Source organism: Patescibacteria group bacterium (assembly GCA_038065315.1).
Classification (GTDB): Bacteria; Patescibacteriota; Minisyncoccia; order Phycocordibacterales; family JBBTRF01; genus JBBTRF01.
On sequence record JBBTRF010000001.1, the window covers coordinates 80,319 to 93,889 of the forward strand.

Below are 13,571 nucleotides of genomic sequence, written 5' to 3' on the forward strand. Positions count from 1 at the left end.
TTCAGATAGTTGAATAAAAAACCGCCGTGGTCCAGCAGTGTGCCAGACTCGTGCGGTGATGGGAGGGATTGCCGTGCAGTGCAGCGCAATGCACCGACTTCGGCTATCGGCCAGTTTGCGCCTTCAGCCAAGGGTCGAAGGTGAAGGGTTTGACCAGTCGTTCATGCAGACAGAGGTGAATGATCTCCGTCGTATCCATGACGACATCTCGTTCGAGCCCGTCGATTTTTTCGAAAGCCTCGCGAGAAAGCCGCCGTGTCAATTTCTTTCTCCGGTCTTCGACCCTGCCGATGGGGATGTTCAGCGCCTCCGCAATTTCCTTGTTGTCGGAACCTCGGCCGACGAGCAAGAGGAGTTGGAATTCCCCGTCACTCAATTGGACAACGGGGGTCAGTCGTGCACCCCCGCGAGCGGTGATCGTGCGGACCCTTGTCACACCGAGTGCGAGACCAATGCGGATCAGCCTACCTGTCGTGCCAGGAAAGTTTGGCACGAGCTTCCGGATCTTCCGGTTGAGGCTCGCGCATTGCGTTTCCACGATCGGAGGACTTTTCCGGTCGGTATTCCTGATCGCCGGGTGGACCTCTCCTCTGCAGATGTCAAACAGAACAGCACGTTCTTCTTGGTCGAGGCTCTCGAGCAGTTTCTTCAAAGGATCTTTTTCCTGAGGCCGGCCATTTTTCAGGCCATGACCGTTTGTCTGGCCGTTCCCGTCTTCCACCCCGACATACCTCAGGGATCTCCAGGGGGCCTGGTCTCTCGATTGCCAGCGACCGTTCAGTTTTCGTTGCAGACCACTTTCTATGATCTCACCAAGTGTTCCGAGTGCCATAGGGGGAGGTTCCTTTCTCAAGGTCGCGTTTCTTGGCTGCCGTTGTGGCAAAAAGCAAAGCATCAACAGGATGCTGCCGACTTTCATACTACTCAAAAACAGAGGTTTTGCAAGGTTTTTATTGCACAGGTTTCGGGCCTCGTCGTCAGTGCCCGCCCACTCAATTTTGATGAAATTTCTATCGAAAAATACGGCGCATATCGCTTTGAGATAAAATCCGTATGAGTTTTTTGCTTGCGTTTTAACAATTGGCTCTTGTATACTATTGCAACAAAGATGATATCAAAAAATACAAAAGAAAATCAGAAAGCACTCATCTACCAGGCGAAAGACGGGGCCATCGAGCTGCGTGGCGATTTTCCCCATGAGACGGTCTGGGCGACGCAGGCGCAAATCGTCAGGCTATTTAACATTGATCAGTCTGTAGTATCTAGGCATATCAATAACCTTTTCAAGGATGGTGAGATTGAAGAAAAAAGCAATATGCAAAAAATGCATAATGCAAATTCCGATAAACCAGTGAGTCTTTACTCACTGTAATATTCTCCTCGCCCCAGCGTCTGTATGGGTATGAAACCCCAGAGCGAAATACATTCATTGTTGAATGCTCGACCGTACCTCAAAACCCTCTTGAGCGTCTCTTTTTCGGTCTTTGCGATCGGTATTCTCTCGCTTTCTTTCAGCCTGGTGCCACCACGCGTCGAAATCGCGCAGGCTCAGGGATTGGAGACAGATCAGGTCACTGTACAGCCGGCACGGGTATCTCAGGTCAAGAAAGCTCCAATTTTGGAAATCCACGTTGCCAACAACGGCATGGTGTATATTCAGGGCGCCCACGTCGAATCTGTCTCCGGCACAAACATCAAAATAAGCACCTCCTGGAATACCGTGAAAATGTCGTGGACGATCCGCACAAATGAAACCTATTACGGCCCTCGCCACTTCGGCACTAGCTTTTTGGATCAAAAGGGTAGCCGGCTCGCGATCGGAGATATTCAGGTGGGCGATGTGGTGGCGGTGAATGGCATGTTTGAAGCAGGGCAGAGCGAATTGGTGGTGAAGGCGGATACTGTTCGGGTCACGCAGTAGGGAACAGGAGAAATAAAAGATGCGTGCTATCCTTATTACATATGTCACTTAGCCTTGGCCTAGTCATCGTCCTCATTGTCGTACTCGGCTACGCGAGTAATTGGCTGAATTGGCAGTTTTTGAATTATCGCCTCACCCACGCTTTGTACTATATTGGTGCGTTTGTGCACGAGTCGTCACATGCGCTCCTGTGCCTGGCGACGGGGGCGAAGATCGAGGAGTTCAAGGTGTTTTCGTATCAGCCGCATGTCATCCATCGGCCGTCAAGACTGCCGATACTGGGAGCGTTGCTCATCTCGGCCGCGCCGATCGCTGGCGGGCTTGCTTTCCTCTATGCGATAAATCACTTTTTGCTCGACGGATATTTTATAGCAACGGGAGACGTCTTCGCCCAACTGACGCAACTCAATCCATTCCATTGGCAGAGCTGGGTGATGATCCTGCTGTGCCTCAATGCGGGAGCAATGCTTGGGCCGTCGCCGCAAGATATCAAAAATATATGGCCACTGCTCATACTGCTTTTCTTTGTGCAATCCAACTTTCTGATGAACATTGGCCTGGCCGCACTCAGCTTGATCGTGGCGAATATTGCGATTCAACTCGTATTGATCCTGCTGGTGAAGATGTGGCGAATCGTCCGGCAGAAATAGCCGCTCCGGCTCCCAGGTTCCTAGTGTTTCTGGTTATTTACGAATCTTTCCCAAGATGACACCGACTACGAGGCCAATGATGACAGCACCTACGAGGAGTATGCCAAAATTGAGTGCGCTTCCGGCGTTTTGAGAAGCGGTATTTGTCGTTGTGGACGCAACGACTTTGTTGTCAGCCGCAAACACCTCAATGGTACCATTGGCCGCGATCAGTGGTGAGTTGTCTTTGGCGAAATCCACGACCGATGCTCTGTCGAGTACTGTGACTCCGCCGACAACATGGAGGTTTTCGTTAATATAGCCGCCTTCCCAACAATCGCCCTTCGCAGAAAGGAGGAGGACGATCTTTTTCTCAAAACCAGGGATTGCGTAGCCAGCGAGAGTGAATGGCTGTGTTTCCTTGCAACCGACGATGGGGAATTCGACAAGCTTCTTGCCGGCCTGAGAGACCGAAGCGATAAAATTGGCCTTCAGAATCTCGCTCACCTCCGGACTGATGTTTTCGTAATTCACAAAACGGACGTCGACAGAAAGATCATTTTTCTTCAGGTGTATCGGTGTGAGTGGCTTGAAGCCGTTGGTGAGCGAGGCGATCTTGGCGTTGACGGGGGAGATGCTGTAGCCGTTTGCAGGCACAATGAGCCTCTCGCCTTCGTCGCAGGAATAGGCGACTTGCGAATTGCCTGTAGCCAAAGATATTTTCAATAACTCCGGTGGGCAGCCTCGGCCACTTTCGGAATTTTTTACGTAGTACACCGATTCGTTTGCCGGGTTGTAGGTGAAGTCGTAGACGAAAGTTGGTCCGCCGACGGTGGCATGTGCGGCGTTGGTGCCGGCGAGGAGGATGAAGAGGCAGGTCACACTAAATAGCAGTCCAGCAGATTGAGGTGTTTTCATAAGGGAAGTATAGCAAACATCAGGGATATAAAAACCGCCGCAGGAGCCTCTCCTGCGGCGGTGAACTGTTGTTGCAAGTCATTGGGTCAAGTGAGCACTTCAGCGCTTTGGCCGACATTGACCATGCCAGGCTTTGTCACAATGAAGTTGCGGCCGAATTCCACCCCTCCGTCAGTGCCCTTGCGGTAGGTGGCGAGAGTTCGAAGTGGTTCGTGGCCGCGCTTGCCGGTGAGCTGGTCTGCTGTGGTCACAACACAGCGCACGCACTTGTTTGCCGCTGTGAGCACAACATCGCCGATCCTCAGCCTGGGCCAAAGATCTTCGTCGTAGGCATCACAACCATCCAAAACAATATTGGGACGGAAGCGGTCCATCGGCACTGGCTCGGCACCTCTCTCATGAATGCGGCGATTGAGGTCTGCGAGCGAGGCGACTGTGGTGACGAGGAGCGGATAGCCGTCGGCGAAGCTGACCTGAATCTCGTGTCCGACCGAACTCGGCGTGCGAAGACGTGGTTGCTTGGAATTTTGTCTCACTAGGCGGCATGATCGACCGAGGAAGGTCGAGAACCATCGTGCGTGGGTGTCTCCCAGGTCCACTGCCTCGCATTGATCCTTGTGGATCGTGACGGTGCGCCTTTTGAATTCGGGAAGCAAGACGGATTCTCCATGCGAAACAGGGATGAAGTAGCGACACATGTTAGGCGCCGAGACTTGAAGAGCGAAACCGCTTTCCGGACTGCGGCCGACAGATGCACGAATCATGGCCATTTCCGGCACTGTTCGCTGGGAGAGGAATAGCCCGTTCTCATCCGTTAGGACATAGCTTCGGTCCATGAAAGGGCCAGAAAGTCCAAGGTTGAGAAAGTCGGTCAATACGCCCTGACAGGACTTGATTGGGTAGAGGCGGAGACTTGCAACTGTGAGGTTCATCGGTGGGCCTTTCGTTTGGTGGTTTGGCTGACTACGCTTGGTTCAGACTAGCGTTTTTGCTTGGCGAGGTCAAGTTGTGTAAAGGTGAATTCGCCACGTGACTATTGACAGCAACCCACGTTATAGTGTAGTTTGACGCCGGAACCTTGAAACAAGCTTCTCCGGCCCAGACGGCATTCTGGCACCAATTCGGAAAGAACACCCCATGAACCAAAACCCTTGCGGACACCCCGTGTCTGCCACCTGCGAACGCTGCACCTACGACTTGGCGACCGCCTTGGCCGCCGGCCAAAACCGTCAGCTGACCTACGAAGAACTCAACTTCGTCTTGGTGGCCTCACTCCTCCGCACCGACTATGTGGATGCTCGGAAGGTGCTCGACGTCTTCCAGCGTGATTTTACGGCCAGCGAGCTTGAACAGATGCTCGCGACTCGCGTCGAAAGCGGGTCGTATGACTTGGCGCTTCACGCTTCGCATATGGCAGGGCGGCCCTTGGCCCAGTTCGAGATTGACCAGGTAGCCATCATTGGTCTCCGGGTGCACAACAACACTCATCAGGTCGTCCAGATGGCCATGCAGGGACTGCTGTCGGTGGCGGCCTTGAAAATCTTGGTGGACATCGCTGTCACCAAACAGCTTCGCCAGACTGCCGGCTTCCTTCGCAAGAAGCTCGATGAGCTGGAGAAGTTGCTTGCACCCGCCACAGAGGCGCGTGAAGGCGTCACAGCCTGAGTCGCACTCGTTGTGTCTGCAAAATTGCAGGCGCAACACCGTCCGACGTCATTGTCGGCCGGTTTTTTCTATAAAATTATTTCTGCGCGTAATACATCTGGATATCGTAACCTTGAAGGACGACTTGGATGCGCTTGAGCCCAAACATTTTTTCAGCAAAGGCCGTCATTTCCTCTTGAATTTTCTCGGCGCCCTGCTGCGCGGCTTCCTGGTCGGTGATGACTCGCTCTATCTCAATGAAGTTTCCGAGCTTTTCGACGGCGTCGAGAGTAAAAGCGTAGTCTTGGAGTGAGGTGGTACGACGAACCTTCTTTACGGTGACACCCTCTTTGTAACCAAACATATCCATCATTCCACGTACTTCCTCAGGGTCATCCACGTGAAGCTCGTGTTCACGGCAGTCGCTCTCGTTCCTGAGAGGTTTTTTGATCGTGAATATGAGCGTCTCGGTTTCCTTGTTTCCATTTGTGTCTGTTTGGCTTTGGATACGGAGACGTGGATACACCCATTCGCTGTCTAATGGCTCGAACCACCTCACATCATCCCGATGAATAAAATTGATGTCGGTCTGGGTGAGTGGGGCAGAGATGGCACAGCCAAGTGCCCTCAGCTTAGCCTCTATGGGCTCGAGGTCAGGCACTCGCAGCTTAATCTCAATCTCGCGCATGATGAAAGAAGTATAGCGCAATGAGCTGGCGAGGGGTAGGCGATTTTAAGGCAGGTCATTTTTTGGTGGCGCAGAGGTGGTTCGGGATAGTTGAACCTCTGTGTACCTGCCTATATGTTCACAGAGTGCACATGTTAACGTCTCGCCAAGGTCTCTGAGTCTATTTATGTGAAAAAGAAAAGTGTCAAGATCATTATCGAGAAGGCCATTCCACTGATGTATTTTGTCTTCATAATTTTTTTATAAGCACTCTCGTCTGAAGACACCTTCTTTAATACGGTATATACATATAACCCAACGCAGACTTCCACTAAAAGAGAAATCACACTAACAGAATTTGAAATTTTTAAAAAAGAGTATGACAAAAGTAATCCGCCTAAATCAAAAAACGCAATAAAAGAAGTCCTAACCCCTTTCAGGCCGTATTTAACAGCAAATGTGGTATCCCCACGTTTTTTGTCTGCCTCGATCTGATATAGCTGTGATAACGGATACATACTTAGGACAAGACAGGTGGCACCGAATGCTGCTATTAGTAGGTTGTAGTTAAAAATCTGACCACCAAAAGAAATATACCCAAAACCAAAAGAACATACTACCGTTGCTATTCCGATGGCTACGAAACTCATAGTGGGGCTGCCTTTCCAGCGGGTATGTGGGCTGCTGTATAGCCAGAAAAATAGGACACTGATTACATAAAGAATGCTAAATACCCAGCCACTCACCAAAGCAATAAGAAGACCAGCGCCTTGAAGTCCCCAAGATGCATAGAGCATCCACTTTTTCATTATCGGTGGGTGTTCCAATCCTCCGATTGGGCCAGTATCCTTGTCGTAGTAGGAATTATATGCAGTGACGCCTCCAAATAAGAGTCCGTGGATTGAGATGAACTGGATCAAAAATTGCAAAATGGTTGTTCTAGGGGAAAATAAGCCGCCCAGCAAAAATGGCCCTGAGAGAATAAAAAACTGATAATTCAATCTGAGGTGCTTAAGAAAATCTAGCATGTTAAAAAGTATAGCATTTTGGGATAAGGATTCTGTCAAAGTCGTCTCAAAAGTTCGCAACAAGTTCTATGTACGTCAAACACCTCTTGAAATTCATGGCTTTTAAAATGCTCCGGGAGTTGGGATCGAACCAACGACCAATCGCTTAACAGGCGATTGCTCTACCGCTGAGCTATCCCGGAATATCGCGCTACTGAGTGCATCAAAAAGACCTTCTGCGAGCTATCTTATCAGAAACCGTGGAAAAGTGAAGTGGTCGTTCTGTCGAGGGCGGGATAAAAAAGTTCTAAAGAAAATGCTGGCTTTTTGCCATTCCACTTCGATACAATTGTCTCCCATGGTCGATGTGTCCAAATTCGAATCGGTCAAAGAGAAAGGAGAGTTGTTCTATCAAAACATAGGGCAGGTGTACTGTCCGTACTTCAAGGAGAAGGTCTCTTTCAATGCTCAGGGTATCGGGCACTTGAAATTTAAGCAAAGAGGCAAAGCTCGGAGTCTTGAGGATCAGTACATGCGCTTTAAACTCATTGCGTTTGTCCCTAAAATACTCGGAGCATCCGGTACGCTCCAGGGTCTTTTGCGCACTAATGTATTTGAGAGGGTGAAAATTCACAGCAGGACCGACACGGTTCTTAAGTTGGTGAGTTATTACGAATTCATTGCAATCATTGAACAATTCAGGATAAAGATATTGGTGAAGCAGGTGGAAGATGGAGAAAAGTTTTTCTGGAGCATCATTCCTGTCTGGGGTACCAACTCGAATACGAAAGAGCGCGCGTTGCACGATAAGGATTTGCTAAAAGACCTTTAAGTATGAAAACAAAAAACACCGCATTTTGGCGGTGTCCTTTGTTCGCGTTTGGTTACAGCTTAGTGCCGTGAGAGGGCGAACCCTCCAAACGCTGGGATAAGTATATTTGAAAGCACGCTTTTGGTCAAGAAAATGATAAAATGGGAAGGCGATGTATGTAAAAATCCGGGTAAAAGCCAGCGCCAAAGAGGAGAGGTTTATGCGGAAGACCCGCGATCATTTTGAGATTTCGGTGCGCGAGGCGGCGGAGCGTAACTTGGCGAATGGCCGAGTGCTCGAGCTAGTCGCCCGACATTTCAAGTTGCCGGTAGGGAAGGTCAGGATCATCTCTGGACATCATTCGCCCTCAAAAATCTTGAGTGTCGATGTTGGTGATTGAAAGAGATTGAGTCGCGTTGCCGAATCTGCTAAAATAGAGAGGTAAGAGCCCTGCAGTACAACGTCGGCCATACTCACTAACCACACACCCACATGCGTATCACTACCAAAGCGACGAACACCACGCTCACTCCGGCCATCCTCCAATACGTCGAGAAGAAGATAGGTAATGTGGAAAAGCTTATCGATGAAGCGCACCGAGATGCGGCGCGGGCGGATGTTGAAATTGAAGTCACTACCCATCACCACAAGGCGGGTGAGTCGCAGTTTCGCGCTGAAGTAAATCTTCACGCCGGCGACATGCATTTGCGCGCAGAAGAATTACACGCGGATCTGTACGCGGCGATTGATGCAGTGAAAGACGAAATCACTCGCAGTATCGTCTCAAAGAAGGGAAAGCAACAGAGCCGATTGCGACGTGGCGGACAGAAGATCAAGGATATGCTTAAGGGTTTTCCTTGGCGAGGTTAGTCGCTAGGCTTTTTGCGTTCGATAGGTCGCGTACGTCATTTCCTTTTTGCCCTCGGGGATCACTTTGTGGATGGTGAGCTCGTTGTTTTCAAAAGTCGCGTCACTGATAATGACACGCTTGTTTTCGGGTTCCATAAAATACGCACCTGGCCAGCCGGCATAGGCTTGGATTTTTCGAAAGGCGGCGAAGGGGTCGGCGGCGATAGTTTCGAGGTTGATCAGGCCGTCGATCTTTGAAATCTTTTTGGTATAGGTTGCAAGATGGTGCTCCTGGGGTACGGCTTCGATGGTGCGGTCGATCCATTGCGGGATGAGGCGCGCGAGCAGGGCTCCGCCCTTTTGCGCGAGCGCGCGTTCGAGTTCATCCACTTTTGGCCATTCCTTCACAACATGTTCTTCTTGGCCGAGGATTGGCCCATGGTCCATCTCCTCATCGAGCATCATAATAGACACACCGGTATGCCTTTCGTCCGCGATCACGGCTGATTGGATCGGTGAAGCACCACGGAATTTTGGTAATAGCGACGGATGTACGTTCAACGTGCGATGAAGCGGCAGGTCGACGTATTCCTTTGGGATGATCTTGCCGTATGCAGCAACGATGAAAAGGTCCCATCGCTCTTTACGTAATTCTTGAAGCAGCTTGCCATCTCGCAGGGTGTCGGGCTGAGCGACCCTGACGCCACGCTTCTCGGCCCACACTTTCGTAGGCGGGGGAGTGAGGACAAGCTTGCGGCCTTTTGGTTTGTCTGGGTTGGTGACCACGAGTGCCGGCGAGAGCCCGACTTTTTCTAATTCATTCAAAATATCGACGGCGAATTCTGGCGTACCGAAAAAAGCGATATGCAATTTTGGATCAGTGCTCATGTGTCTGGATCTGCTCCGGTACGGGCATTTCTCGGATGTCTTTCGCTTTGTCGATGAAAAGGATGCCATCGAGATGGTCGACTTCGTGTTGGAAGATCTGGGCCAAAAGTCCGCTGGCGCCGCGCTCAAAGGCGTTGCCGTGCTCGTCGTATGCTCGGATCGTGGCCTTTGACGCGCGGCGCACCTTGCCAAACAACGGCCGAACGCTCAAGCACCCTTCCTCCATTTGCTTTTTGTCTTTCGAGGTCGCGATAATCTCCGGATTGATATATACAAGCTGTCGAGCGGCCCCGGTATCTCCTTTTTCATCGGTACCTCCTTTCTCGCGGAGTGAGGAGAACACGAGTTCGGAGATAACGAACATGCGCAGCGGCACTCCGATCTGCGGGGCGGCGAGACCCACGCCATCGGCTTCTTTGGCGAGAGCCTCGCGCATGTCCTTCAGGATCGCGTTCAGACGAGCACCGCCGATGTCCTTCAGAGGCACCGGTTTGGCATGTTGGCGGAGGACAGGAGCCTCCTTTTGGAGTATCGGCTTCATTGCCACATACTAGCCGATTTTGTCAAAAAAAACCAGCGCAACCTCAAGGGTGTGCGCTGGGGGTGGTATGCGATCAGTCGGGAAGAGTGATCAGCGTACCTGTTGCGGAAAGAGCAGTGACAGCTGGGGCGGGACGGGGAGAGAGCGGGATGCCCAGCTCCCCGTCCAACCTTGGTCCAAGGCTGGTCAAAGACCTTGGGACGACGGTTTTCTCGTTTGGCACTTTCTCTCGGGGTGGGCGAGAGACGCTGTGGGAGGAACCGGGGCTGTTTTTGTCGGGGCCAGTGTTAGTATAGCACACCATCCAAGGGTGTCAATAGGTTGTAGATGGCAAAAAACTACCCTAACTGAGCCATTCCCTGGTACCTCCTAGAGCAAGCTATCCGGATCAACCTTGATCGTCCAACGTGGCGACAGGCTCTGAAGACGCTCGATGAGCTGCGGTTTAGGCCACTCTTTTTTTGGCACCTTGATGAGTGCATGAAGGATTGATGTGCCATTCTTGCCCTTCACAAAAGATGGAAACACGTCCATTTCTTGATCGGCAAACACAGTCTTCGCTCTGCTCATCTCGGCGACAATGTCGTCCTTCTTGCCTTCGATCGACAGCTTGATGAGCGTGCTGAAGGGCGGGTAGTGAAATGTTTTTCGCAAGGCGATCTCTTCGCGGTAGAAGTCGAGGATGTTGCCTTTCAATGCGTAGCCGAAGAGTGGTTGGTCGGGGTTACGGGTCTGCAGCAGGAGCATCTTCTGCGTGCAAGAGCGAATGTGAAGCAAAATGCTGAGCACTTTTTCGCTGATCTTGAAATCGGGGATAGAGAAGAGAGAGTCGATGGAAGCGATGGCGCTATTTTCGACGGGAGCATCCAAATACAAGAGCGCCATCTCCGTGCCGATCAAAATGCTACCAGGGGTGTCGTAAAACGCGGCGACCACCTTCGCGCCTTGCTTGTGCGTGGTGATGGAATCCCGATTGAGTGAGAAAATGTGCGCGTCAGGGACGATCTTGCGTATCTCCTCCTCGATTTTTTCTGTTCCCGCACCGAGCGTCACCAGCTTCCAGCTATCGCAATTGGTGCAACGCTCCTCGGCTGAACGTCGCTCGCCGCATTTGTGGCACAAAAAGAACGGGCCATTTTTCGAAGCGTGCAAGACCACAGGGCTCCGGCACTCACGACACACCACGATAGTGCCGCAGTCGCCGCAGATGGTGGTGGGTGACAGACCTTTGCGGGCGACGAAGACGAAGAGGTGTTCGTTGTTGCGCTGGTTGGCGCGCACGAGCTCGGCAAATTCATCGCTAATGATCTGATATTTTTTCGCAACACCATTGGCTGGCACTTCGGTTTTGTATCGGCGGAGGTCGGCGACGAAATATTCGCTGGTAGTGAGGGAGCGAAATTTGATTGGATATAATTCTTGGAATTCGCCGTTTTGGTAGCGGTGGACAGTCTCGGTCTGCAAAAAGATATCGCCAAAGATGATTTTCGAACGCAGCTGCTTGGCGACGTATTCCGCAAAGGTACGGATATCGAGGTATGGCCGCTGTTGGGTTTTATATGAACGTGAACTCTCTTTCTCCACGATGATGGCACCAATATCTTTGCGTGGAAGCGATAAAAATGGCCCGGTGGCGATGATCAGTACCGGGTGATCGATGGCGAGCAGAGCTTTGCAGCGTTGCACCAACTCTTTTTTGCTGAGAGAGCCGTGGAGAATGAACGTGTATTCCTCGATACCTTTTTCGAGCTTTTTGGCGACAGCGTGAATGTCGTGGATGGTGGGCAGGCAGAAAAAGACCGAGCCTTTGCGTGCGAAGGTCTCGCGAATCAGGCTCTTGTAATGGCCGAAACGTTCTTCCTCGTCAGTCTGCAAGATGAAGGCTTCGTGGAGCGGCTGCTGACGACGGTCGGTGTGTGTGACGGGGAAGTCAGAGGGGTTTTCGGTAAGTGCCTTTGGAATGGTGGCGCTGAGGACGGCGCCGGTAGTAGTGGCGAAATAGGTTCCCGCACGTTTGGCAGCTTCGATGAATTCCGGGAGGAAGAAGGGTGCACTTTTGGTCGAGGAGAGTTTTTTCAACTCAAAAGAGGCGGATTTGATCTCCGATTTTAAATGTTCGGCGCTCTCGCAGGAGACGACCATACCAGAGACGGCACGTTTGTTGATCGGCACCGTGACGATCGAGCCGAGGACGATTGGCTCTGCGCTGAAATAGGAAAGCGTCTCTCGGCCAAGGCCTTTGGCGAAGGGGATAACATGGATGATCTGCACATACCTATAGTAGCTGTTGCATCGACAAAAAGGAAGTTCCGCCTTACAATCGTGTGATGCATAGAGATTGCTTGATTATCGAGGGATTGGCAGGAAAAAAGTCGCTGAAAGGGAAGGTGCAGATTAATGGCGCCAAAAATGCCGTACTCAAGGCCATGGCGGCGAGTGTGCTGTTTGCCGATGAATTGGTGATTGCGAACGCGCCGGATACCGAGGATGTGAAAAAACTCGCACATTTGTTGCACTTGGCCGGTGCAGAGGTGTCGATGGACGCGGCAAAAAAAGAAATTCGCATCAATGCTTCGACGATTGTTTCCACCGATCTTGACCACGAGACTACCAAAGCAATGCGAGGCTCGGTGATGCTCACTGGCCCGCTGCTCGCACGTTTCGGCAAGGTATCTTTCAATGTTCCTGGCGGTTGCGTGATCGGTGCGCGGCCGATCGACCTGTATATTGATGCCTACAAAAAGCTCGGCGCGAAGGTGGTGGTGAGCGGTGATCATTACACAATCGATGTCGGTCAAGAGAAAAATCTTGTCGGCGCGGAGATCTTCTTTGCGTTGCAGACCGTGGGTGGCACTGAAACTTTGATGATGGCCTCGGTATTGGCGAAAGGTACGACCGTTTTGAAAAATTGTGCGATGGAGCCGGAGATCGTGAGTCTCGCTGAATTTTTGGTGCAGTGCGGTGCGAAGATTTCGGGAATTGGTTCGCCGACCATGACCATTGTTGGCGTAGGTCTTTTGAATGCCGATGGCAAAAAGTATCACACGATCCCTGATCGCATTGAGGCGGGAAGTTTCTTGTTGCTTGGTGCGCTGTGTGCAGATGATTTGCTCATCGAGCGTTGCAACCCGCTTCATCTTGAGTCGGTCACTTCGGCTTTGCAGAATGCCGGCGTGCTTCTGGTGATCGGCAAAGACTCAATTTATATTACAGCTAATGCGAAGACGAAATGGGCCAATGTTTCCAGCTTCAGTGTGCGGACTCATGAGTATCCAGGGTTTCCGACCGACCTACAGCCGCAGATGGTGGCGTTTCTTGCGCACACGGCAGGCGAGGGGATTATGTTTGAGACGATCTATGAAGGACGATTTAAATATGTGCAGGACCTCATCCGTATGGGCGCCGATATCACCGAAATGAATCCGCGAGAGGTGTTGGTGCGAGGGTTTGGTGGCGAAGATGCGACTCAAAAAAATGGCGAAACAAAAATGCTGCTTGCGCTCGGCAAAGATGAACCGTTACAGGCACACGACATTCGCGCCGGCTTTGCGGTGGTGATGGCGGCTTTGGTGGCGAAAGGCACTTCGGTAATCCAGAATGCTTACTACATCGATCGCGGGTACGAGAAGCTCGAAGAGCGCCTCGCTGCGCTCGGCGCCACTATTCGACGGGAGAAATAGTCCCACGTCTTCATTT

At 51.4% G+C, this 13,571-nt stretch carries 16 protein-coding genes and 1 tRNA gene; 8 read left to right on the forward strand and 9 right to left on the reverse strand.

All coding sequences use genetic code 11. The features are described 5' to 3' along the window. Positions 1 to 103: 103 nt before the first annotated feature. Positions 104 to 832 (reverse strand): hypothetical protein, encoded by a 729-nt coding sequence (locus AAB391_00345; protein ID MEK7644761.1) that lies wholly within the window; start codon positions 830 to 832, stop codon positions 104 to 106. Positions 833 to 1,108: 276 nt separating this feature from the next. Between AAB391_00345 and AAB391_00350 the strand changes: the two genes are divergently transcribed. The 3 genes from AAB391_00350 to AAB391_00360 are packed head-to-tail and all read left to right on the forward strand — an operon-like array spanning position 1,109 to position 2,571. Next, a complete protein-coding gene (locus AAB391_00350; protein MEK7644762.1) occupies positions 1,109 to 1,372 on the forward strand; it encodes a hypothetical protein in 264 nt (87 codons plus the stop codon). Positions 1,373 to 1,402: 30 nt separating this feature from the next. After that, positions 1,403 to 1,921 carry a hypothetical protein gene (locus tag AAB391_00355; protein ID MEK7644763.1) on the forward strand — a complete coding sequence of 173 codons (519 nt, stop codon included), beginning with the start codon at positions 1,403 to 1,405 and terminating at the stop codon, positions 1,919 to 1,921. A gap of 41 nt (positions 1,922 to 1,962) precedes the next feature. After that, positions 1,963 to 2,571, forward strand: a complete 609-nt coding sequence (locus AAB391_00360) for a hypothetical protein (protein MEK7644764.1) — start codon at positions 1,963 to 1,965, stop codon at positions 2,569 to 2,571. A 33-nt stretch (positions 2,572 to 2,604) separates the two neighbouring features. Here the strand turns inward: AAB391_00360 and AAB391_00365 are convergent, their stop codons facing one another. Both AAB391_00365 and AAB391_00370 read right to left on the reverse strand, forming a co-directional pair. After that, positions 2,605 to 3,468, reverse strand: coding sequence for a hypothetical protein (locus AAB391_00365; protein ID MEK7644765.1), 864 nt, complete (start codon positions 3,466 to 3,468; stop codon positions 2,605 to 2,607). 86 nt (positions 3,469 to 3,554) lie between these two features. Further along, complete coding sequence (locus AAB391_00370; protein MEK7644766.1) at positions 3,555 to 4,400, reverse strand: MOSC N-terminal beta barrel domain-containing protein; 846 nt, start codon at positions 4,398 to 4,400, stop codon at positions 3,555 to 3,557. A 205-nt stretch (positions 4,401 to 4,605) separates the two neighbouring features. Here AAB391_00370 and AAB391_00375 point away from each other — a divergent pair, with 205 nt between their 5' ends. Then, positions 4,606 to 5,133, forward strand: a complete 528-nt coding sequence (locus tag AAB391_00375; protein ID MEK7644767.1) for a hypothetical protein — start codon at positions 4,606 to 4,608, stop codon at positions 5,131 to 5,133. 76 nt (positions 5,134 to 5,209) lie between these two features. Here the strand turns inward: AAB391_00375 and cyaB are convergent, their stop codons facing one another. From cyaB to AAB391_00390, 3 genes are all read right to left on the reverse strand, one after another. Further along, the gene (cyaB, locus tag AAB391_00380; GenBank protein MEK7644768.1) at positions 5,210 to 5,800 is read right to left on the reverse strand and encodes a class IV adenylate cyclase; all 591 of its coding nucleotides are present in this window, start codon (positions 5,798 to 5,800) and stop codon (positions 5,210 to 5,212) included. Between the two features lie 164 nt (positions 5,801 to 5,964). Then, on the reverse strand, positions 5,965 to 6,807 hold the full coding sequence (locus tag AAB391_00385) for a UbiA family prenyltransferase (protein MEK7644769.1): 843 nt from the start codon (positions 6,805 to 6,807) through the stop codon (positions 5,965 to 5,967). 110 nt (positions 6,808 to 6,917) lie between these two features. Further along, a tRNA-Asn gene (locus AAB391_00390) sits at positions 6,918 to 6,989 on the reverse strand. Between the two features lie 155 nt (positions 6,990 to 7,144). Here AAB391_00390 and AAB391_00395 point away from each other — a divergent pair. The 3 genes from AAB391_00395 (at position 7,145) to raiA (ending at position 8,467) form a co-directional block, all read left to right on the forward strand. After that, entirely contained in the window at positions 7,145 to 7,618 is a 474-nt protein-coding gene (locus tag AAB391_00395) for a hypothetical protein (protein ID MEK7644770.1), read from the forward strand. A 151-nt stretch (positions 7,619 to 7,769) separates the two neighbouring features. Continuing rightward, positions 7,770 to 7,997, forward strand: a complete 228-nt coding sequence (locus AAB391_00400) for a DUF167 family protein (GenBank protein MEK7644771.1) — start codon at positions 7,770 to 7,772, stop codon at positions 7,995 to 7,997. A 92-nt stretch (positions 7,998 to 8,089) separates the two neighbouring features. Beyond that, on the forward strand, positions 8,090 to 8,467 hold the full coding sequence (gene raiA / locus AAB391_00405; protein MEK7644772.1) for a ribosome-associated translation inhibitor RaiA: 378 nt from the start codon (positions 8,090 to 8,092) through the stop codon (positions 8,465 to 8,467). Between the two features lie 3 nt (positions 8,468 to 8,470). Here the strand turns inward: raiA and fmt are convergent, their stop codons facing one another. From fmt to AAB391_00420, 3 genes are all read right to left on the reverse strand, one after another. Beyond that, positions 8,471 to 9,334: a methionyl-tRNA formyltransferase gene (gene fmt, locus AAB391_00410; GenBank protein MEK7644773.1), complete on the reverse strand. Its 864-nt coding sequence runs from the start codon at positions 9,332 to 9,334 to the stop codon at positions 8,471 to 8,473. Further along, positions 9,324 to 9,875 (reverse strand): peptide deformylase, encoded by a 552-nt coding sequence (gene def / locus AAB391_00415; GenBank protein ID MEK7644774.1) that lies wholly within the window; start codon positions 9,873 to 9,875, stop codon positions 9,324 to 9,326. Before def ends, fmt begins: the two co-directional genes overlap by 11 nt. 369 nt (positions 9,876 to 10,244) lie before the next feature. Beyond that, the gene (locus tag AAB391_00420) at positions 10,245 to 12,146 is read right to left on the reverse strand and encodes a hypothetical protein (GenBank protein MEK7644775.1); all 1,902 of its coding nucleotides are present in this window, start codon (positions 12,144 to 12,146) and stop codon (positions 10,245 to 10,247) included. 56 nt (positions 12,147 to 12,202) lie between these two features. On the opposite strand from AAB391_00420, the gene murA reads away from it, so the two are divergent. Then, positions 12,203 to 13,555 (forward strand): UDP-N-acetylglucosamine 1-carboxyvinyltransferase, encoded by a 1,353-nt coding sequence (gene murA, locus AAB391_00425; protein ID MEK7644776.1) that lies wholly within the window; start codon positions 12,203 to 12,205, stop codon positions 13,553 to 13,555. Positions 13,556 to 13,571 lie beyond the last annotated feature (16 nt).